At 69.1% G+C, this 20,099-nt stretch carries 16 protein-coding genes and 1 pseudogene; 14 read left to right on the top strand and 3 right to left on the bottom strand.

Annotated features, from left to right (window positions below; genetic code table 11):
* Positions 1-312: 312 nt before the first annotated feature.
* Positions 313-1,314 (bottom strand): hypothetical protein, encoded by a 1,002-nt coding sequence (locus tag VB059_RS13305; protein WP_323422461.1) that lies wholly within the window; start codon positions 1,312-1,314, stop codon positions 313-315.
* Between the two features lie 230 nt (positions 1,315-1,544).
* Positions 1,545-2,708, bottom strand: coding sequence for a hypothetical protein (locus VB059_RS13300; RefSeq protein WP_323422460.1), 1,164 nt, complete (start codon positions 2,706-2,708; stop codon positions 1,545-1,547).
* A 186-nt stretch (positions 2,709-2,894) separates the two neighbouring features.
* On the opposite strand from VB059_RS13300, the gene VB059_RS13295 reads away from it, so the two are divergent.
* Complete coding sequence (locus VB059_RS13295; RefSeq protein ID WP_323422459.1) at positions 2,895-4,004, top strand: NADH:flavin oxidoreductase/NADH oxidase; 1,110 nt, start codon at positions 2,895-2,897, stop codon at positions 4,002-4,004.
* Between the two features lie 135 nt (positions 4,005-4,139).
* Here the strand turns inward: VB059_RS13295 and VB059_RS13290 are convergent, their stop codons facing one another.
* The gene (locus tag VB059_RS13290) at positions 4,140-5,528 is read right to left on the bottom strand and encodes an isochorismate synthase (protein ID WP_323422486.1); all 1,389 of its coding nucleotides are present in this window, start codon (positions 5,526-5,528) and stop codon (positions 4,140-4,142) included.
* Between the two features lie 283 nt (positions 5,529-5,811).
* Here VB059_RS13290 and VB059_RS13285 point away from each other — a divergent pair, with 283 nt between their 5' ends.
* The 13 genes and pseudogenes from VB059_RS13285 to nuoL all read left to right on the top strand — a co-directional run bounded on the left by VB059_RS13285 (position 5,812) and on the right by nuoL (position 20,090).
* Positions 5,812-7,131, top strand: coding sequence for a geranylgeranyl reductase family protein (locus tag VB059_RS13285; protein WP_323422458.1), 1,320 nt, complete (start codon positions 5,812-5,814; stop codon positions 7,129-7,131).
* Between the two features lie 78 nt (positions 7,132-7,209).
* On the top strand, positions 7,210-7,572 hold the full coding sequence (locus VB059_RS13280; RefSeq protein ID WP_323422457.1) for an NADH-quinone oxidoreductase subunit A: 363 nt from the start codon (positions 7,210-7,212) through the stop codon (positions 7,570-7,572).
* A gap of 45 nt (positions 7,573-7,617) precedes the next feature.
* Positions 7,618-8,172, top strand: a complete 555-nt coding sequence (locus VB059_RS13275) for an NADH-quinone oxidoreductase subunit B family protein (protein ID WP_317691160.1) — start codon at positions 7,618-7,620, stop codon at positions 8,170-8,172.
* A complete protein-coding gene (locus VB059_RS13270) occupies positions 8,169-8,876 on the top strand; it encodes an NADH-quinone oxidoreductase subunit C (RefSeq protein ID WP_323422456.1) in 708 nt (235 codons plus the stop codon). The genes VB059_RS13275 and VB059_RS13270 overlap by 4 nt, the downstream gene beginning before the upstream one ends.
* A complete protein-coding gene (locus VB059_RS13265; protein ID WP_323422455.1) occupies positions 8,873-10,261 on the top strand; it encodes an NADH-quinone oxidoreductase subunit D in 1,389 nt (462 codons plus the stop codon). Before VB059_RS13270 ends, VB059_RS13265 begins: the two co-directional genes overlap by 4 nt.
* Positions 10,258-11,001 (top strand): NADH-quinone oxidoreductase subunit NuoE, encoded by a 744-nt coding sequence (nuoE, locus tag VB059_RS13260; protein ID WP_323422454.1) that lies wholly within the window; start codon positions 10,258-10,260, stop codon positions 10,999-11,001. The genes VB059_RS13265 and nuoE overlap by 4 nt, the downstream gene beginning before the upstream one ends.
* Complete coding sequence (nuoF, locus tag VB059_RS13255) at positions 10,998-12,329, top strand: NADH-quinone oxidoreductase subunit NuoF (RefSeq protein WP_323422453.1); 1,332 nt, start codon at positions 10,998-11,000, stop codon at positions 12,327-12,329. Before nuoE ends, nuoF begins: the two co-directional genes overlap by 4 nt.
* Before the next feature lie 86 nt (positions 12,330-12,415).
* On the top strand, positions 12,416-14,860 hold the full coding sequence (locus tag VB059_RS13250) for an NADH-quinone oxidoreductase subunit G (protein WP_416339565.1): 2,445 nt from the start codon (positions 12,416-12,418) through the stop codon (positions 14,858-14,860).
* The gene (gene nuoH, locus VB059_RS13245; protein ID WP_323422451.1) at positions 14,857-16,209 is read left to right on the top strand and encodes an NADH-quinone oxidoreductase subunit NuoH; all 1,353 of its coding nucleotides are present in this window, start codon (positions 14,857-14,859) and stop codon (positions 16,207-16,209) included. The genes VB059_RS13250 and nuoH overlap by 4 nt, the downstream gene beginning before the upstream one ends.
* Positions 16,210-16,211: 2 nt before the next feature.
* A pseudogene (gene nuoI / locus VB059_RS13240) lies at positions 16,212-16,736 on the top strand (NADH-quinone oxidoreductase subunit NuoI); the annotation flags it as partial.
* Between the two features lie 203 nt (positions 16,737-16,939).
* Entirely contained in the window at positions 16,940-17,875 is a 936-nt protein-coding gene (locus tag VB059_RS13235) for an NADH-quinone oxidoreductase subunit J (RefSeq protein ID WP_323422450.1), read from the top strand.
* Positions 17,872-18,171 (top strand): NADH-quinone oxidoreductase subunit NuoK, encoded by a 300-nt coding sequence (gene nuoK / locus VB059_RS13230; protein ID WP_323422449.1) that lies wholly within the window; start codon positions 17,872-17,874, stop codon positions 18,169-18,171. Before VB059_RS13235 ends, nuoK begins: the two co-directional genes overlap by 4 nt.
* Before the next feature lie 11 nt (positions 18,172-18,182).
* Positions 18,183-20,090, top strand: coding sequence for an NADH-quinone oxidoreductase subunit L (gene nuoL, locus VB059_RS13225; RefSeq protein ID WP_323422448.1), 1,908 nt, complete (start codon positions 18,183-18,185; stop codon positions 20,088-20,090).
* The last annotated feature ends 9 nt before the right edge of the window (positions 20,091-20,099 follow it).

Genomic DNA, 20,099 nt, shown 5'->3' with positions numbered 1-20,099 from the left:
CGACCTAGATCGGCTGATTCCAGATATTGTTCAACATCAAAGAAACCATCGGATTCCGTTCACCGCCCCCCCGTAGGGCGTCAGGGAACTCGTCTCGCAGCGCCAACCTGTGAATATCTTCCTCAATTTCAGGAACGTCACCCGCACCGCCCGCAAAAAACCCGTACGAGATGCTGACCATGAAAGCCGGATCAGAAAACCTCACCATGGCACCCCTCTTTACTTGCAGCTGTAACGCTGGCCAATAGGGCGGTGGCCCCACCTGGCGCGATAACGTGAGATGTGTCCATATTCAAGAGGTCTGCAGTCCCGCTAATTGGCGTGATGGTCGATCTCTTGGGCGTAGACGTTGACCCATTTGGTCGGGATGTGTGGTGGTGGCAGGCTGTCCCGACGTTCCCAGATGATGGTGTCCTGCCAGATGTACTGTTCTGGGTTGGAATATGCCAATGGTGGCGTAGTCTCGGTGCTTTCGTAAAGCATGAGATTCAGTTCCGACATGTAACTTGGATCCCAGTTGTTTTCCCAGTAGCCGCCCGCGTACTGGATGTTGCCCCAGCGTGGCCATGGCTGGCCCTCGGGCAGCATCTCTCGGATCATCCGGTGGTCCTCTTCGGAAAGTCCGTTCCGGGGATCATGGAAAATTACACGGAAGGTGCCGGGTGTCAAGGCCCAGGCAGCGAGCAGGGGGCCTGAGCGGAATCCCGTGCGTGGTGGGTCGGCGGTGACGTACCAGGTGAGCTGGGTGGTGGACCACAGGGTGCCGCGCCACCGGTACCGCAGGTCGGCCACGTTCGCCATCCCCGGCCAGGCCGGGTGGGCCAAGTCGTCGTGGTGCTTCGGTGGGACGGGGTCGGGGTCGTTGTTGAACCGGGCCGCCGGTGCCCTGTCGACCGGGGTGTCGAGGGTGGGGATCGGGTCGGTCCAGGGGGCGTCGTCGACCGGGCCGGTCAACCAGCGGATGCCGTCCTCGCCCGGGTCGCCGTCGCCGTTGAGGCCTCGGGTGACGAGCTCGCGGGCCCGAGCCAGCCCGGCCCACAGGCCCGCCGCGAGATCGTCACCGTCACCAGTCGCGGTGTCGGCCCGGGTCACCGTGAATCCGAACGGGGCGTCGCGTGGCCGGTCGACCGCGCGCAGGACGAGACGTACGCCGCCGTGCTCGCAGATCCAGGCCCCGATGATCTCGGCGTCGAAGAGCAGGCCGTCGGCCGCCATCAGCGCGGGAAGCGTGTTCAGGACGTCGATGCTGTGGATGCCCCAGCTCTTCAGCGGAACGCGGACCCGCTCGTAGGTCTCGGTCTGGTGGCCGGCCACCAGATATGTTGGGTCGCCGGGCTTGGGTCGGAGGGGTGGTGGTGCGGCGCGGACTGCGCGTACCACCACGGGATCGCACAGTCGATGGATATCGTCAACGTCCTGTACAGCCAAGGGAACCCCTCGGGCGCGTGGAAGATTCATGTTCTGAAGCTATAAGAACGCGAGGTCACACGCTTGGCTCGTAATGGTGACCGGTGTCGCGGCAATGGAGATCGACCATTGTCCGTTCAGGTGGAATCGCCAGGATGGTCGACCTCTTGGGTGTAGATGGTGACCCACGATTCAGGGATGGGCGGCGGTGGTGGCAAGCTGTGTCGTCGCTCCCAGATGACGGTGTCCTGCCAGACGTATCGTTCGGGTTGCGTGTAGGCCAACGGCGGGGTCACGGCTACAGTTTCTTCCAGCATCAAATCCTGTTCTGCGACATACCCCGGGTCCCAGTTGTGACACCAGTAGCCGCCGGCGTATTGGATGTTTCCCCAGCGTGGCCGTGGCTGACTCGCTGGCAGCATTTCTCGAACCATCCTGTGGTCCTCTTCGGAGTTACCGAACCGGGGATCGTGGAAGATGGTGTAGAAGATTCCGGGGGAAACTGCCCAGACAGCGAGCAGGAGCCCCGCTCGTGGCCAGCCGGCGCGGGGTGAATCGGCGCTGACATACCAGGTCACGTGCGTTGTGGACCACAACGTTCCGCGCCAGCGATAACGCAGATCGGCGACGTTTGCCATCCCGTGCCACGCGGGGTGGGCCAGGTCGTCGTAATGCTCGGGAGGGACGGGATCAGGATCTTTGTCGAACCGGGCTGCCGGCGCCATGTCGACGGGCGTATCGATGCTGGGGATCGGCTCTGTCCAGGGTGCGTCATCGGCAGGGTCGGTCAGCCAGCGGATGCCGTCCTCGCCGGGGGCGCCGTCGCCGTTCACGCCTTGGGCGACGAGTTCGCGGACCCGCAGTAGACCGGTCCACAGGCCTGCTGCGAGATCGTCACTGTCGGTGGTGTCGGCCCGGGTCACCGTGAAGCCGAACGGCGCTTCGCGTGGCCGGTCGACCGCGCGCAGGACGAGGCGTACGCCGCCCTGTTCGCAGATCCAGGCGCCGATGATCTCGGCATCGAAGAGCAGGCCGTCGGCGGCCATCAGCGCGGGAAGGGTGTTCAGCACGTCGATGCTGTGGATGCCCCAGCCCTTCAGCGGTACGCGGATCCGCTCGTACGTCGGCGGCTGACTGATCCCTATGGAGTGGGCGGTCCCCGAGGATCGGTGGGGTTGTCGCCGGCGCATCGGAGGACTGGGGCGGGGGACTTCGCGCAGCACCTCCGGGTCGCACACACGGTGCACGTCGTCGATGCCCTGAATGGCGCGAGGAACGCCCCGGGCAGGCAAAGGAATCATGTCCTGAGATTATGCTGAGAGAGGCTCGGTGTCCGGTTGGACGGGTGATCGACCGGCGAGGCCTCGACATGCCGATGGAAGCCCGTTACAGCATGGTGACCAGGGAAGGTTGCGGCGCCGGCGGACGTCCGTGAGGTGGAAATGGCGGGACGGATGACGGACCGTCCCGGGGTCTACCCTCATCGCATGTCGCAACTGTTCACGCCACTGACCCTGCGGGGCACGACGCTCCCGAACCGGGTCTGGATGTCCCCGATGTGCATGTACTCCGCGGCCCCGTCCGGCATCTCGGCCGGCTGTCCCACAGACTTCCACCTGCAACACCTGGCCTCCCGGGCCGGTGGCGGCGCGGGCCTGGTGATGGTGGAGGCGACCGGCGTGCTGCCGTTGGGGCGGATCTCGCCGTGGGACCTCGGGCTGTGGAACGACGCGCAGGCGGATGCGTTCGCGCCCATCGTCGACTTGTGCCACCGGCTCGGTGCGATGGTCGGCATCCAGCTGAACCACGCCGGTCGCAAGGCCGGCACCTGGCAGCCCTGGGCGGGCGTGGGGAGCGTGCCGGTGCAGCACGGCGGCTGGGTCCCGGTCGCCCCGAGCGCGCTCGCCTTCGACGAACAGCACACCACCCCCCGGGCGATGACCGCCGCCGACGTCGTCTCGGTGATCGAGGGGTTCCGGTCCGCCGCGCGCCGCGCACTGGAGGCGGGCTTCGACACGGTCGAGATCCACGGGGCCCACGGCTACCTGCTGCACCAGTTCTGCTCCCCGCTCACCAATCGACGGACCGACGACTGGGGTGGCTCCTTCGAGGGCCGGGTCCGGCTGCCGCTGGCCGTCGTCGACGCGGTACGCGACGAGGTCGGGCCCGACGTCCCGGTGCTCTACCGGGTCTCGGCCACCGACTGGTTCGCCGAGAACGGCCTCGAGGAGGACAGCTGGACCCTGGAGCAGACCCGTACGTTCGCCGGCCTGCTGGAGGAGCACGGGGTGGACCTGATCGACGTGTCCACCGGCGGGGTCTCGCCACGGTCCCGACCGACCAGGGTCGGGCCGGGCTACCAGGTGCGGTTCGCCGAGGAGGTCCGCGAGGCGGTCGGGATCCCGGTCAGCACGGTCGGGATCATCGTCGACGCCGACCAGGCCGAGGCGGTGCTGGTCGAGGGCCGCGCGGACGCGGTGATGGTCGCCCGTGAGCTGCTCCGCGATCCGTACGCCCCGGCCCGCTGGGAGGCACACCTGGACGGCGGACCGAGCCGGTTCCCGGTCCAGTACGGCCGGGCACTGCCCTTCCGCTGAGCCCGGGGGCCACCCGCCCGGCGGTTTCCCGGCGCGCCCGCCGACGGCCTCCCGACCAGAGCCACCCGGCCTGGCGCTCCTGGCCGGGAAACCGGGTCCCCGGGGCCGGGACCGGGGACCGGAGGGGTGTGGCCGTCAGTCCCGCTGTTCCTCCAGCGCGTCGCGCATCGGGACGAGCTTCGCGTTCGACTCGGCCAGCTCGTTGGCCGGTTCGGAGTCGGCGACGATCCCGCAGCCGGCGAACAGCTCGATCGAGTGCCCGTCGGGGAGCAGCCGGCCACAGCGCAGGGCGATCGCCCACTCGCCGTTGCCCCGGGCGTCGATCCAGCCGACCGGTCCCGAGTAACGACCCCGGTCCAGGCCCTCGATCTCGGCGATGGTGGCCCGGGCGACATCGGTCGGGGTGCCGCACACCGCGGCACTCGGGTGCAGCGCCGCGGCCAGGGCCAGCGCCGTGGTCCCCGGCCGGACCGCCGCGTTGACGTCGGTGGCCAGGTGCATCACATTGGGCAGTTCCAGGACGTACGGGGTCTCCGGCACGTTCATGCTGGTCGAGTACGGCGCCAGCGCCCGGGCCACCGATTCGACGGCCAGGGCGTGCTCACCGAGGTTCTTCTCCGACTGGGACAACACTTCGGCGATCGCCCGGGAGGAGAGGGTGTCCTCCACCTCCCGGTGGCCGGTCTCGCCCACGGCCCGCCGCTTCGGGCCCATCGCCCCACGCCAGATGGTGCCGGCGAGCACCCGCGAGGTGACCAGCCCCTGGTCGACCCGGACCAGCATCTCGGGGGTCGCGCCGACCATGTCGTCGACCCAGAAGGTCCAGCAGCGTGGATATCGCGGCCCGAGCCGCCCGACCAGCCACCGCGGGTCGATCCGGCCCTGGGTGGTGGCGACGACATCCCTGGCCAGCACGACCTTCTGCAGCCGTCCACCGGCGATCCGGCGGACGGCGGTGCCGACCGCCGCCTCCCAATCCGGGCCGGACATCGCTCCGTCCGACCAGGACACCGCCCCGGGACCGATCGGGGCGGGGGGCCGGGGCGGCAGCGCCGGCTCCGGCAACGGCTGATCGACCGGGCCGATCCGGGTCATCCAGTGCTGGCCGTCGCGGCTGCCGAGCACCAGCGACGGCACCACCAACACCGAACGGCGGGTCGTGTGGTCGTGGTCGAAGGTGAAGGATCCGAAGGCCAGCGGCCCGACCCCCGAGGGCAGGTCGTCCGACCCCGGGCCGGCGGGCATCGCGGCCACCACCGCCCGCCACCAGGCGTCGGCCTCGGCCAACGAGTCGACCTCGCATCGGGCGGCCTCGCCGAGCCCGATCACCCCGTCGTCGAGCATCGCCCGGTTGCTCGCCCCCGTTGTCCCGCGTGCGGCCCGGCCGCCTGCCCCCGTTGTCCCGCGATGGAACCAGGCGCTCGCCCCAGTGTCGGGGAGGAAATCCTGCAGAGGACCCGGATCGTCGAGCGGGGTGGTGACCGCATGCAGGCGGGGGACGGGCGGGAGCGAGGCGGGCTGCATCACCCCGGCACTCTAGCCCGTCGACACCACCCGCCGAGGTGCTTCCGCACCACCCGCCGACGTGGTTCCGCCGGTCCCTCATCCCGCGAGTCACAGATGAATAACACCACGGAAGTATTGCGGAAATCCCTCGCGCAATAAAGCTCTGACTAGGGGAAACGTAGAATGTTGAGGGTTCGCTCTAGCACGGCGGGAGTCGTAAACTGCGAATATCCGTCGATCTGCGCGGCGCGCAGATCGACGATCCCGACCCCCGCCGGCCCGACCCCACAGGAGCGTGTCCATGTCCCCCGCCAACCAGGCAGCAGTGAGCGCCGCGGGGGGAGTGCACACCTCATCCGAGCGTGATGTGGTGTCCGAGCATGACGTGGTGATCGTCGGTGCCGGCCCCGGCGGCTCCACCGCTGCCGCCCACCTGGCCGGTCTGGGCCTCGACGTCGCACTGTTGGAGAAGGCCACCTTCCCCCGGGACAAGATCTGCGGTGACGGCCTGACTCCCCGGGCGGTCAAGGAGCTGGTCCGTCTCGGCCTGGACACCTCGGAGGATGCCGGCTGGGTGCACAACCGTGGGCTGCGGGTCTACGGCGGCAACGGGCGTCCGTTCACCCTCGACTGGCCCGAGCTGGCCGACTTCCCGCACTACGGCATGACCCGGCGACGGGCGGAGCTGGACGAGCTGCTCGCCCGCCACGCCGTCGGTCGCGGTGCCCGGCTGGTCGAGGGGGCGCACGTCACCGAGCCGGTGCTGCGCGGCGGGCGGATCGTCGGTGTGCGGACCAAGGACGGTCGTACGTTCCGGGCGCCGGTGGTGGTCGCCGCGGACGGCAACTCCTCCCGGCTGGCCGTCGCGATGGGCATCACCCGCGACGAGAAACGCCCGATGGGGGTGGCCGTCCGGTCGTACGTCACCTCGCCGCGCCACGACGGGGAGTACATGGAGTCCTGGCTGGAGCTGTGGGACGGCACCCCGGGTGCCTCGAACCTGCTGCCCGGCTACGGCTGGGCCTTCCCGATGGGGGACGGCTCGGTCAACGTCGGCCTCGGCATGCTGAACACCTCCCCGGCGTTCGCGAAGACCGACTACCGCGCGATGATGCGGACCTGGCTGGAGAACACCCCGGAGGAATGGGGCTTCCGCCCCGAGAACCTCCAGGTGCCGATCAAGGGCATGGCGCTGCCGATGGCGTTCAACCGCAAGCCCCACTACCGCGACGGGCTGGTGCTGGTCGGCGACGCCGGCGGCATGGTCAACCCGTTCAACGGTGAGGGCATCGACTCGGCCATGCAGGCCGGCCGGGTCGCGGCCGGGGTCATCGTCGACGCGAAGTCGCGGGGCTTCGGCACCGCGTCGGCCGAGCGGGCGCTGCGCGGCTACCCGCTGCTGATGAAGGACGAGCTGGGCAAGTACTACCGCCTCGGCGCGGTCTTCGCCCGGCTGATCGGCAACCCCACGGTGATGCGGATCGCCGTGCACCACGGACTGCCACGCCACACCCTGATGCGGCTGGTGCACAAATTGTTGGCCGGGCTCACCGACCAGCGCGACGGAGACGCCTTCGATCGGGTGATCAACACCCTCGTGAAGATCGCCCCGTCGGTCTGAGTAACCTCGGCCGGGGCGGGTGACGGAAATGACAGAGAGGGCTGCGAGGATGGACACGGCACAGGAAAGGACCTGGCGATGAACATGTACCTTCCGTTGATCCTGATGCTGGTGATGGGCGCCATCATGGCGGCCGTCGCTCTGGTGTCGGCGATCATCGGGCCGTCCCGGTACAACCGGGTCAAGTCCGATTCGTACGAGTGTGGCATCGAGCCCACCCCCCAGCCGGTCGGTGGTGGCCGGTTCCCGGTGAAGTACTACATCACCGCGATGCTCTTCATCATCTTCGACATCGAGGTCGTCTTCCTCTACCCGTGGGCCGTCTCCCTCGAGATGCCCGGGCTGCGGTCCTTCGCCCTGGTGCAGATGCTGATCTTCATCGGCCTGGTCTTCCTGGCCTACATCTACGAGTGGCGCCGTGGGGGTCTCGAGTGGGACTGACACGCGTCGCCACGTCCGTCCACAGCCGAATTGTGAGGTGCTGATATGGGTGTCGAGGACAAGATCCCCCAGGGGATCCTGCTGACCACCGCCGAACAGCTGTTCGGCTGGGCGCGGAAGGCGTCCTTCTGGCCGGCCACCTTCGGCCTGGCCTGCTGCGCGATCGAGATGATGTCCTTCGGCGCCACCCCGCACGACGCGGGTCGCTGGGGTCAGGAGGTCTTCCGGGCCTCGCCCCGCCAGGCCGACCTGATGATCGTCGCCGGCCGGGTGAGTCAGAAGTTCGCCCCGGTCGTCCGGCAGATCTACGACCAGATGGCCGAGCCGAAGCGCGTACTGTCGATGGGCGTGTGCGCCTCCTCCGGCGGCATGTTCAACAACTACGCGCTGGTCCAGGGCGTCGACCACATCGTCCCCGTCGACGTCTACGTCCCCGGCTGCCCGCCGCGTCCGGAGATGCTGATCGACGGCATCATGAAGCTGCGCACCATCGTGCAGAACGCGCCGATCGGCGCCGACGAGCGGGACGCCGCGATCGCCCGGGAGGCTCGCCAGCTGGTCGCCTCCCCCCTCGCCGAGCAGAAGGGCTTGCTCCGATGAGTGAACAGAACGTCCCCGCCGTCCCCGAGAGCGAGCAGCGCCCCCGCCAGGAGCGTGAGGTCCTCGACGTCCGCCAGGGCATGTTCCACGCGTCGACCACCGCCGACGTCTCCGGATACAACGACATGACCTGGTACGTCGAGATGCCGCAGGCCAGCCGTCCCCCGTACGGCGGCTGGTACGACGACGCCGTGGAGCGTCTGCGCGCCGGCATCGGTGACCCGGACACGGCGATCCGCAAGGTCGTCATCGACCGTGGCGAGATCACCCTGTTCGTCGAGCGCGAGCACATCGCCGAGGTCGCCCGGGTGCTGCGGGACGACCCGATGCTGCGCTTCGAGTGGTGCTCCGGCGTGTCCGGGGTGCACTACCCGACCGATCGGGGTGCCGAACTGCACGCCGTCTACCACCTGCTCTCGATGACGCACAACCGCTGGATCCGGCTCGAGGTGACCTGCCCCGACGCCGATCCGCACATCCCCTCGGTGGTGGCCACCTACCCGACGGCCGACTGGCACGAGCGGGAGACGTACGACTTCTTCGGGATCATCTTCGACGGCCACCCGGCCCTGACCCGGATCGAGATGCCGGACGACTGGCCCGGCCACCCGCAGCGCAAGGACTACCCGCTGGGCGGCATCCCGATCGAGTTCCACGGCGCCACGAACTCCCCGGTCCACGAGCGGAGGGACTACAACTCATGAGCAGCACCGAATTCCACGACGAGGAGATCCTCGACGACACCACCGCGGCCGGTGCGGACCCGTACCGCCAGACCGGTGACCCGGACGTCGACGCCACCTACTACGCCGACGGCGGCGACTGGGACGACATCGCCGAGGCCCAGGCCGAGCGCGGCGACGAGACCATCGTCGTCAACATGGGCCCCCAGCACCCCTCCACGCACGGTGTGCTGCGGCTGATCCTCGAGCTCGACGGTGAGACCGTGACCGACTGCCGGGTCGCGATCGGCTATCTGCACACCGGCATCGAGAAGTCGATGGAGTACCGCACCTGGTCGCAGGGCGTGACCCTGTGCACCCGGATGGACTACCTCACCCCGTTCTTCCAGGAGGTGTCCTACTGCCTAGGGGTGGAGCGGCTGCTCGGCATCGAGGCGGACGTGCCGGAGAAGGCCAGCGTGATGCGGGTCCTGCTGATGGAGATGAACCGGATCGTCAACCATCTGGTCGCCATCGGCACCACCGGCAACGAGATGGGCGCCACCACCGTGATGACCGTCGCGTTCCGCGAGCGCGAGGTGATCTTCGACATGATCGAGATGATCACCGGCCTGCGGATGAACAACGGCTTCATCCGTCCCGGCGGCGTCGCCAACGATCTGCCCGCCGGAGCCATCCCCAAGCTGCGGGAGATGTCGGCCTGGCTGCACGCCCACCTGCCCGAGGTCGGCCAGCTGTGCGACGACAACCCGATCTTCCGGGCCCGGCTGGACAACGGCATCGGCTTCCTCGACCTGTCCGCCTGCATGGCCCTGGGCACCTCCGGACCGCCGCTGCGGGCCACCGGCCTGGACTGGGACCTGCGCAAGAAGCAGCCGTACTGCGGCTACGAGACGTACGACTTCGACGTCGTCACCGACGACGGCTGTGACGCGTACGCGCGGTTCGTGGTCCGTCGCGACGAGATGTTCGAGGCGCTGAAGATCATCGACCAGGCGATCGACCGGCTGGAGCGGATGGACGGGCAGCCCTGGATGGTGGACGACCCGAAGATCGCCTGGCCCGCCCGGCTGACCGTCGGCCCCGACGGCCAGGGCAACGCCAACGAGCACATCCGCCACATCATGGGCGAGTCGATGGAGTCGCTGATCCACCACTTCAAGCTGGTCACCGAGGGCTTCCAGGTCCCGCCCGGCCAGGCGTACGTCCCGGTGGAGAGCCCCAAGGGGGAGCTCGGCGCGCACGTCGTCTCCGACGGCGGCACCCGGCCCTACCGGGCACATTTCCGCGACCCCAGTTTCGCGAATCTGCAGGGCCTCCCGGCGATGGCGAAGGGAGCCATGCTCTCCGACGTCTCCGTCGCCGGGGCAAGTCTCGACATGGTGATCGGAGGAGTCGATCGATGAGCGGTTTCCGGAGCCACTTCGACCACACCGGGGGCGTCGAGGCCGACCCCACCGAGGAGACGCGGATCACGGCCGAGACCGTCGCGGAGATGGAGGAACTCGCCTCCCGCTACCCGCAGAAGCGGTCCGCGCTGCTGCCGATGCTGCACCTGGCGCAGAGCGTCGAGGGCCGGATCACCCCAGCCGCGATCGAGATCTGCGCCCGGATCCTCGGCATCACGCCCGCCGAGGTCAACGGCGTCGCCACCTTCTACACGATGTACAAGCGCAAGCCGATGGGCAAGCACCACGTCGGGGTCTGCACCACCTCGCTGTGTGCGATCCTCGGCGGTGACGAGATCGCCGCCGCGCTGCAGGAGCACCTCGGCATCGGCAACGACGAGACCACTGAGGACGGCGCGATCACGCTGGAGCACATCGAGTGCAACGCCGCCTGCGACTACGCCCCGGTGGTGATGGTCAACTGGGAGTTCTTCGACACGATGACCCCCCGCAAGGCGGTCGAACTGGTCGAGAAGCTGCGCCACGACGAGGTCGTGGTCTCCCCGCGCGGCGCCACCATCACCTCGTGGCGCGAGGCGGAACGGGTGCTCGCCGGCTTCCCCGACGGGCGCGCCGACGAGGGTCCGGCCGCCGGGCCGCAGTCCCTGCTCGGCCTGAAGATCGCGGAGCGCAACGGCTGGCACGCCCCCGACCCGGCCGACCTGCCGGGCACGGCATCGCAGGAGGAGGGCAAGTGACCGACATGCTGACCCCGGTCCTCAGCGCCAACTGGGGCGACGAGCGGGCCTGGAAGCTGACCAACTACGAGCGTCGCGGTGGCTACGCGGCGCTCCGCAAGGCCCTCGCCCAGCCCGCCGGCGACATCGCCGGTCAGGTGAAGGCGTCCAGCCTGCGCGGCCGTGGCGGCGCCGGCTTCCCGGCGGGCGTGAAGTGGAGCTTCCTGCCCAAGGACAACCCCAACCCGGTCTACCTCGTGGTCAACTGCGACGAGTCCGAGCCGGGCACCTGCAAGGACATCCCGCTGGTGATGGCCTCCCCGCACACCCTGCTGGAGGGCATCATCATCAGCTCGTACGCGGTGGGCTGCCACCACGCGTTCGTCTACATCCGCGGTGAGGTGCTGCACGTCATCCGCCGGATGCAGCAGGCCGTCCGCGAGGCGTACTCGGCCGGCTACCTCGGCAAGGGCATCCTCGGCACCGACTTCGACCTCGAGGTCACCGTGCACGCCGGTGCCGGCGCGTACATCTGCGGCGAGGAGACGGCCCTGCTCGACTCGCTCGAGGGCCACCGCGGCCAGCCGCGCCTCAAGCCGCCGTTCCCGGCCGTCGCCGGCCTGTACGCCTCCCCGACGGTGATCAACAACGTCGAGACGATCGCCACCGTCCCGGCCATCATCGCCAACGGCGTGGACTGGTTCACCTCGATGGGCTCGGAGAGCTCGCGGGGCATGACGCTGTACTCGCTGTCCGGCCACGTGGCCAACCCGGGGCAGTTCGAGGCGCCGATGGGGATCACCCTGCGCCAGCTGCTCGACCTCGCCGGCGGGATCCGGCACGGTCACCAGCTGAAGTTCTGGACCCCGGGCGGTTCCTCGCTCGGCGTCCTCACCGCCGACCACCTGGACGTGCCGCTCGACTACGACGGGCCGGCCAAGGCCGGCAGCGGGCTCGGCACCAAGGCACTGCAGTGCTTCGACGAGACCACCTCCGCGGTCCGGGCCTGCGCCCGCTACGTCGAGTTCTACAAGCACGAGTCGTGCGGCAAGTGCACCCCCTGCCGCGAGGGCTCGTGGTGGCTCGTCCAGCTGCTCGCCCGGCTCGAGGCGGGTCAGGGCGAGGAGGGTGACGTCGACAAGCTGCTCGACCTGGCCGACAACATCGCCGGCCGGTCGTTCTGCGCGCTCGCCGACGGCACCGCCACGATCGTGAAGTCGATGGTCCAGCACTTCCGATCCGAGTTCGAGGCCGGTCTGCACACGCCGGCCTGGGAGCTGTTCCCCTACGAGAAGACGACCGCCTGGTACCGTCCGGCGGTCGCTGCCGAGAGCGGAGCCACCGCATGACCGACGACACGATCCAGGACCCCCAGGCCCTCGTCCAGCGGACCGCGGCGGCCCCCGTCGCCTCCCGCAACCCGCTGGCGCGCCAGATCGCCGAGACGGACCCGGCCACCCTGGTCAGCGTGACCATCGACGGCGTCGAGGTCCGGGTGCCGAAGGGCACGATGATCATCCGGGCCGCGGAGATGATCGGCAAGCCGATCCCGCGGTTCTGCGACCACCCGCTGCTCGACCCGGTCGGCGCCTGCCGCCAGTGTCTGGTGGAGATCACCGACGACGGTCGCGGCCGGCCGATGCCGAAGCCGCAGGCCTCCTGCACCACCGCGGTGATGCCGGGCCAGGTGATCCGGACCCAGGAGACCTCCCCGGTGGCCGCCAAGGCGCAGAACGGGATCAACGAGTTCCTGCTGATCAACCATCCGCTCGACTGCCCGATCTGCGACAAGGGCGGCGAGTGCCCGCTGCAGAACCAGGCGATGATGGTCGGCAACGGCGACACCCGCTTCAGCGACGTGAAGCGTACGTACCCCAAGCCGATCCCGCTGTCCTCGGAGATCCTGCTCGACCGTGAGCGGTGTGTGCTGTGCTCGCGGTGTACCCGGTTCGCCGACCAGATCGCCGGTGACCCCTACATCGATCTGGCCGAGCGCGGCCCGGTCGAGCAGGTCGCGATCCACGGCGACCAGACGTTCGACTCCTACTTCTCCGGCAACGTCATCCAGATCTGTCCGGTCGGTGCGCTGACCAGCACCGCCTACCGGTTCCGGGCCCGCCCGTTCGACCTGGTCTCCACCATGACGACCTGCGAGCACTGCGCGGCCGGCTGCGAGCTGCGCGTCGATCATCGCCGCAACGAGGTGATGCGCCGCTACGCCGGTGACGACCCCGAGGTCAACGAGGAGTGGAACTGCGACAAGGGCCGCTTCGCCTTCACCTCCGGGCGCGGCGACGATCGGCTCAGCTACCCGCTGGTCCGCGAGGGCGGCCTGCTCCGCCCGGCCTCCTGGCCCGAGGCGATCAACGTCGCGGTCGCCGGTCTGCGGTCCGCCGGCACGTCCGTCGGTCTGCTGCCCGGTGGCCGGACCACCGTCGAGGACGCGTACGCCTGGTCCAAGTTCGCTCGGGTCGCGGTCGGCACCAACAATGTCGACTTCCGCTCCCGCCTGCACAGCGCCGAGGAGACCGAGTTCCTCGGTCATGCGGTCGCCGGCCGGACGCTCGCGGAGTCGGTGACCTACGCCGACGTGGAGAAGGCCTCCGGGGTGCTGCTCGTCGGGTTCGAGCCCGAGGAGGAGTCGCCGATCGTCTTCCTGCGGCTGCGCAAGGCCTGGCTCAAGCGCAAGCTGCGGGTCTGGACGCTGGCCCCCTACCTCAGCAACGGTGCAGCCAAGGTCGGTGCCACCCTGGTGCCGACCGTCCCCGGGGCCGAGGCCGCCGGGCTCGACGGACTGACCGACGATGTCGCGCTCGGGACGACCGGGATCATCCTGGTCGGTGAGCGCGCGGCCGGTGACGCCGGTGCGCTGAGCGCAGCCCTGCGGCTCGCGGAGCGTACGGGGGCCCGGCTGGCCTGGATCCCCCGCCGGGCGGGGGAGCGCGGTGCGGTCGAGGCCGGTCTGCTGCCGACCCTGCTGCCCGGTGGGCGTCCGGTCGCCGACCCGGCCGCCCGGGTCGACGTCCGCGCCGCCTGGGATGTCGCCGAGCTGCCCACCCGGGCCGGCCTGGACGCCGACGCGATCCTCGCCGCTGCGGCCGCCGGCACGCTCAAGGCCCTGATCGTCGGCGGCGTGGAGCCGACCGACTTCGCCAGCCCGGCGGCCGCCCGCCTCGGGCTGGAGAACGCCGGCTTCGTGATCAGCCTCGAGCAGCGCCTCTCGGAGGTGACCGAGCGCGCCGATGTGGTGTTCCCGGTCAGCTTTGTTGAGGAACGCCGCGGCACCTTCCTCGACTGGGAGGGCCGGGAGCGCCCGGTCGCCCAGGTCGTCCGTCCACAGACGCTGGTCGACGACCTGCGGGTCCTGGTCGCGCTCGCCGATGGGCTGGGCGTCGACCTCGGCTTCGCCGACGTCGACGCCGCCAAGGCCGAGCTCGATCAGCTGGGCCGCTGGGAGGGGGAGCGGATCGCCGCCCCTACCACCCCGGCGCCCGCCGCCGTGACGGCCGGTGCCGGCGACGGCAGCGTGGTGCTGGCGACCTGGCGCACCCTGCTCGACGCGGGCCGCGGTCAGGACGGTGAGCCGTACCTCGCCGGGACCGCCCCCGCCTCGGTCGCCCGGGTGTCCGCGGCGACCGCCGCCCGGATCGGTGCCGGTGACGCCGTGGTGCTCCGGGCCGGCGACGCCGAGCTGACGCTGCCGCTGGTGGTGGAGCCCTCGATGCTCGACGACGTGGTCTGGGTGCCCCGCAACGCCCCCGGGCGGTCGGTGGCCGAGCACCTCGGTGTCGGCTCCGGTGACCGGGTCGGGCTCGCGGCCGCCCCGGCCACCGAAGATTCGACTGCTCGCTCCGACGATTCGACTGGAGGCATGGCATGACCCCGCTGGACCTCTCCCTGTTCGGTCACGACCCGGTGTGGTTGGTGATCGTCAAGGTGATCATCTGGTTCGTGTTCATCCTGTTGGCGACGATCTTCAACGTCTGGCTGGAGCGCCGTACGCTGGGTCGGATGCAGCAGCGCATCGGGCCGAACTTCGCCGGCCCGTTCGGTCTGATCCAGGCCCTCGGCGACGGCCTGAAGCTGCTGTTCAAGGAGGACCTGACGCCGAAGCTGGCGGACCGCTTCGTCTTCAAGCTGGCACCGGTCATCATGACGGTGGTCGCCTTCGGCACCTTCTCGCTGATCCCCTTCGGCGGCACGGTGAAGATGTTCGGCGTGCAGACCCAGCTGCAGCTGGTGGACACCCCCACGGCGGTGCTGCTCTACCTGGCCCTCACCTCGATCGCCGTGTACGGCGTGGTGCTGGCCGGCTGGTCGTCCTCCTCCACGTACGCCCTGCTCGGCGGCCTGCGCTCGACCGCGTCGATGATCTCGTACGAGATCGCGATGGGCCTGTCGCTGGTGTCGGTCTTCCTGTACGCGGGCACGATGTCGACCAGCGAGATCGTCCAGGCCCAGGCCCGGCCGTTGCAGTTCGGCTCGGCGCAGTGGCAGGGGTCGATGGGCTGGTACTTCCTGCTGCTCATCCCGTCGTTCATCATCTACGTGATCTCGATGTTCGCCGAGACGAACCGCCAGCCGTTCGACCTCCCCGAGGCCGAGGGCGAGCTGGGGTCGGGCTACATGACGGAGTACTCCGGCATGACGTACGCCCTGTTCTTCCTGTCCGAGTACATCAACATGTTCATGGTCTCCTGTGTGGCGACGACGCTGTTCATGGGCGGCTACCTGCCGATCTGGCCGTTCAACAACATCGCGGCGCTGAACAACCCGTGGCTCGGCCCGGTCTGGTTCCTGATCAAGGCCTACCTCTTCATGTTCCTGTTCATCTGGGTGCGGGCGACCGTTCCCCGTATCCGCTACGACCAGCTGATGCGACTGGGCTGGAAGTGGCTGATCCCGATCTCTCTGGTCTGGACGATGCTGGTGGCCGTGTTCCGCGTCGGTGTGGCCGACGGGTGGCTCGGCAGCCGCGGTTTCTGGATCGCCGCGATCGTGGTCGCCGCCGTGCTGATCGCGCTGCTGCTGTTCGGCGGTCCGCGACAGGCCGAGGAGACCGAGGAGGAGCCGGCGGCCTTCGACCCGTACGCCGGTGGCTACCCCGTCCCGCCGATGCCCGGCCAGCAGGTGCCCGGGCTGGTCGACGTGGTCAGCTCCGCGGCCGACGAGCCCGCCCGCACGGCGCTGTCCGAAACGTCCGACTCCCAGCGAAGGGCTGATTCCTGATGGTGAATCCTGTTGCCGGGTTCGGGGTGACGTTCTCCACCCTGTTCCGCAAGACCCAGATCAAGGGCGACCAGGCCCGGATGTATCCGGAGCGGCCGGCGATGATCATGCCGCGCTACCACGGGCGTCACCAGCTCAACCGCTGGCCCGACGGCCTGGAGAAGTGCGTCGGCTGCGAGCTGTGCGCCTGGGCCTGCCCGGCGGACGCGATCTTCGTCGAGGGCGCGGACAACACCGAGGAGGAGCGCTACTCCCCCGGGGAACGCTACGGCCGCGTCTACCAGATCAACTACCTGCGCTGCATCCTGTGCGGGTTCTGCATCGAGGCGTGCCCGACCCGGGCACTCACGATGACCAACGAGTTCGAGCTCGCCGACACCAGCCGCGAGGCGATGATCCTGGAGAAGGACCAGCTGCTCGCCCCGCTGCTGCCCGGCATGGAGCAGCCGCCGCACCCGCGTCGGCTCGGCGACGACGAGCGCGCGTACTTCCTCGGCCTGCCCGACACCGGCGTCCGGGACACCCGGATGCCCGAGGGACAGCAGGACACGTACGTCGACGAGTCCGAGGCCCGCCCGGTGGGCACACCGTGGATCCGCGCGGGGTCGGAGGTGCGCAAGGAGATGCGCAAGCAGTTCCACCCCGACTACAGCATGCCCGCGGACCCGGCGCTCGGGGGCGGCCAGGACGTCCGGACCCTCGGCCCGGCGAAGAACAAGGGAGCCGAACGATGATCGCCCTGGTGACCGGACAGGCGGTGGCCTTCTGGCTGCTGGCGCCGTTCATGGTGCTGGCCGCCCTCGGCATCGTGCTCTCCCGCAAGCCGGTCCACTCGGCGCTGTTCATGGCGTTCGTGATGATCGCCCTGGCGGTGCAGTACGGCGCGCTCGACTCGCCCTTCCTGCTGGCGGTGCAGATCATCGTCTACACCGGCGCGATCATGATGCTGTTCCTCTTCGTCGTGATGCTGGTCGGTGTCGACACCACCGACTCCGTCGTCGAGACGATCAAGGGGCAGCGGGTGCTGGCCGTGCTGGCCGCGATCGCCCTGCTGGTGCTGGTGGTGGTCGGCCTCGGCCACGCCGTCGCCGGCACCCCGCACGGCCTGGCCGAGGCGAACTCGCTGGGCAACGCGCAGGGCATCGCCTACCTGCTCTTCAACCGCTACGTGCTGGTCCTCGAGGCCGCGGCGGCCCTGCTGCTGATCGCCACGATCGGCGCGATGGTGCTCGCCCACCGCGAGCGGACCACCCCGAAGAAGTCCCAGCCCGAGCAGTCGCGGGAGCGGATGCAGGCGTACGCCCGCACCGGCGCCCATCCGGGTGGCCTGCCGGCCTCCGGCGTGTTCGCCCGGCACAACGGCGTCGACGCCCCGTCCCTGCTGCCGGACGGCTCGGTGGCCGAACCGTCGGTCTCGCGGACCCTGAAGCTGCGCGGTGTGATGCTGCGGGGCGACAACCTGGCCGATCCGGTGCGCGAGAGCCTGGCGGCGATCGAGCCGGAGTCGGAGGACACCGTCGGTGGTCGTACGGTCGCACAGGCACATGCCGAGGGGGAGGCGCAGGTGCGCGCCGACGGTGCGGCGCAGGCCGAGCGTGAGCAGCTGGAGGCCGCCGTGTCGGCGGGCGCCGGGACCGAGTCCGCGGAGGGAACCGAAGAACGATGAGCCCGAACAACTACCTCATCCTCGCGACGCTGCTGTTCGTCATCGGCGCCTCGGGCGTCATGCTGCGGCGCAACGCCATCGTCGCGTTCATGTCGATCGAGCTGATGCTCAACAGTGCCAACCTGCTGCTGGTGACCTTCTCCCACTACTGGGGAGTCCTCGACGGGCAGGTCGGTGCGCTGTTCGTGATGGTGGTCGCGGCCTGTGAGGTCGTCGTCGGCCTCGCGATCATCGTGTCCATATACCGTACGCGTCGCTCGGCCTCGGTCGATGACGCCAACCTGCTGAAGTTCTGAGGGGCGCGCCGATGATTCCGCTTGAACTGGTCACCTCGGTCCCGGCCGAGGGAATGTTCACCTGGGGCTGGACGATGATCGCCGCCCCCGCGCTCGGTGCCCTGCTGCTGCTCGTCCTCGGACGGGTGACCGACAAGTGGGGCCACTACCTGGCCACCCTGATGCCGATCTGGTCGTTCGCGATCGCCGCCTGCCTGTTCGCCGAGATGCTGTTGCGTCCGGCGGACCAGCGCGTGGTGAGCGCCCCGCTGTACGAATGGATCAACGCGGGCAGCTGGACGGCGAGCTTCGGGCTGCGGATCGACCAGCTGTCGATCCTGTTCGCCCTGCTGATCACCGGTGTCGGGTCGCTGATCCACATCTACTCGATCGGCTACATGGCCCACGACCCCAACCGGCGCCGGTTCTTCGCCTACCTGAACCTGTTCATCACGGCGATGCTGATCCTGGTGCTGGCGGACAACTACCTGCTGCTGTTCTTCGGCTGGGAGGGCGTCGGTCTGTCGTCCTACCTGCTGATCGGCTTCTGGCAGGAGCGGCCACGGGCGGCGAAGGCCGCCACCAAGGCGTTCGTGATGAACCGGATCGGTGACGTGGCGATGTCGATCGCGCTGATGCTGATGATCGCGCTGTTCGGTTCGACCTCGTACGACGCGGTCAACGCCGGCTCGCCGCAGATGACCACGTCGGTCGCCACCCTGCTCGGCATCCTGCTGCTGGTCGGTGCCTGCGCCAAGTCGGCCCAGGTGCCGCTGCAGGCCTGGCTGCTCGACGCCATGGAGGGCCCGACCCCGGTCTCCGCCCTGATCCACGCCGCGACGATGGTCACCGCCGGTGTCTACCTGGTGGTCCGCTCCGGCGCGATCTACGCGATGTCGGAGGTCGCCTCGACCGTGGTCGTCATCGTCGGCACGGTCACCCTGCTCGCCGGCGCCTGGATCGGGTCGGCCAAGGACGACATCAAGAAGGTGCTGGCCGGCTCGACCATGTCGCAGATCGGCTACATGATGCTGGCTGCGGGCATCGGCCCGGCCGGCTACGCGTTCGCGATCTTCCACCTGCTCACCCACGGCTTCTTCAAGGCCAACATGTTCCTCGGGGCGGGCTCGATCATGCACGGCATGAACGACGACGTCGACATGCGCCACTACGGCGGCCTGTCCAAGGCGATGCGGATCACCTTCCTCACCTTCGCGATGGGCTATCTGGCGATCATCGGCTTCCCGTTCTTCTCCGGCTTCTACTCGAAGGACCACATCATCGAGGCCGCGTTCCACTTCAACCCGGTGGTCGGGGTGCTGGCGCTGTTCGGCGCCGGGGTCACCGGCTTCTACATGACCCGGCTGATGATGATGACCTTCTTCGGCGAGAAGCGCTGGCGCGACGACCAGCATCCGCACGAGTCGCCGGCGGTGATGTGGGTGCCGCTGGTCCTGCTCGCGCTGATGTCGATCGGTGCCGGCCTGGAGATCAACAACTGGATCGGCCGCTTCCTGGCCCCGGCGGTGAACGGCGAGGTGGAGGTCACCGGGCTGTTCCACTTCACCCCGATCGGCCTGATCACGCTGGTCGTGGTGGCCGCGGGTGTCGCGCTCGGCTGGTGGCTGTTCCGCGGTGACATCCCCGACCGGGCCCCGGAGAACGTCTCGATCATGACCCGGATCGGCCGCAACGACCTGTACGGCGACACCATCAATGCCGCGGCGTTCACCAACACCGGTGCCGGTGTGGTGACGGGCGTGGTGGCCGTCGACGATCACGCGATCGACGCGGTCGCCAACGGCACGGGAACCGCCTTCGCGGGCGTCGGGCAGCTCATCAAGCGGTTCCAGACCGGCTACGTCCGTTCGTACGCGCTGACGATGGTGGCGGGCTTCGTCCTCATCGCCGTCGTGCTGATCCTGGGCCGGCTGGCCTGACGGGAGGAG

Origin of the sequence: Raineyella sp. (genome assembly GCF_034933565.1) — a bacterium.
In the GTDB taxonomy this organism is placed as follows: Bacteria; Actinomycetota; Actinomycetes; order Propionibacteriales; family Propionibacteriaceae; genus Raineyella.
Note: the sequence above shows the minus strand (reverse complement) of the source record. Positions and strands in the feature narration are given on the sequence as shown.

Coding starts and splice junctions, on each gene's coding strand:
- nuoH (WP_323422451.1), top strand. CDS start 14,857: ATGACCCCGCTGGACCTCTCCCTGTTCGGTCACGACCCGGTGTGGTTG.
- VB059_RS13290 (WP_323422486.1), bottom strand. CDS start 5,528: ATGCAGCCCGCCTCGCTCCCGCCCGTCCCCCGCCTGCATGCGGTCACC.
- VB059_RS13235 (WP_323422450.1), top strand. CDS start 16,940: ATGATCGCCCTGGTGACCGGACAGGCGGTGGCCTTCTGGCTGCTGGCG.
- nuoE (WP_323422454.1), top strand. CDS start 10,258: ATGAGCGGTTTCCGGAGCCACTTCGACCACACCGGGGGCGTCGAGGCC.
- VB059_RS13295 (WP_323422459.1), top strand. CDS start 2,895: ATGTCGCAACTGTTCACGCCACTGACCCTGCGGGGCACGACGCTCCCG.
- VB059_RS13285 (WP_323422458.1), top strand. CDS start 5,812: ATGTCCCCCGCCAACCAGGCAGCAGTGAGCGCCGCGGGGGGAGTGCAC.
- VB059_RS13265 (WP_323422455.1), top strand. CDS start 8,873: ATGAGCAGCACCGAATTCCACGACGAGGAGATCCTCGACGACACCACC.
- VB059_RS13275 (WP_317691160.1), top strand. CDS start 7,618: ATGGGTGTCGAGGACAAGATCCCCCAGGGGATCCTGCTGACCACCGCC.
- VB059_RS13300 (WP_323422460.1), bottom strand. CDS start 2,708: ATGATTCCTTTGCCTGCCCGGGGCGTTCCTCGCGCCATTCAGGGCATC.
- nuoK (WP_323422449.1), top strand. CDS start 17,872: ATGAGCCCGAACAACTACCTCATCCTCGCGACGCTGCTGTTCGTCATC.
- VB059_RS13270 (WP_323422456.1), top strand. CDS start 8,169: ATGAGTGAACAGAACGTCCCCGCCGTCCCCGAGAGCGAGCAGCGCCCC.
- VB059_RS13280 (WP_323422457.1), top strand. CDS start 7,210: ATGAACATGTACCTTCCGTTGATCCTGATGCTGGTGATGGGCGCCATC.
- nuoL (WP_323422448.1), top strand. CDS start 18,183: ATGATTCCGCTTGAACTGGTCACCTCGGTCCCGGCCGAGGGAATGTTC.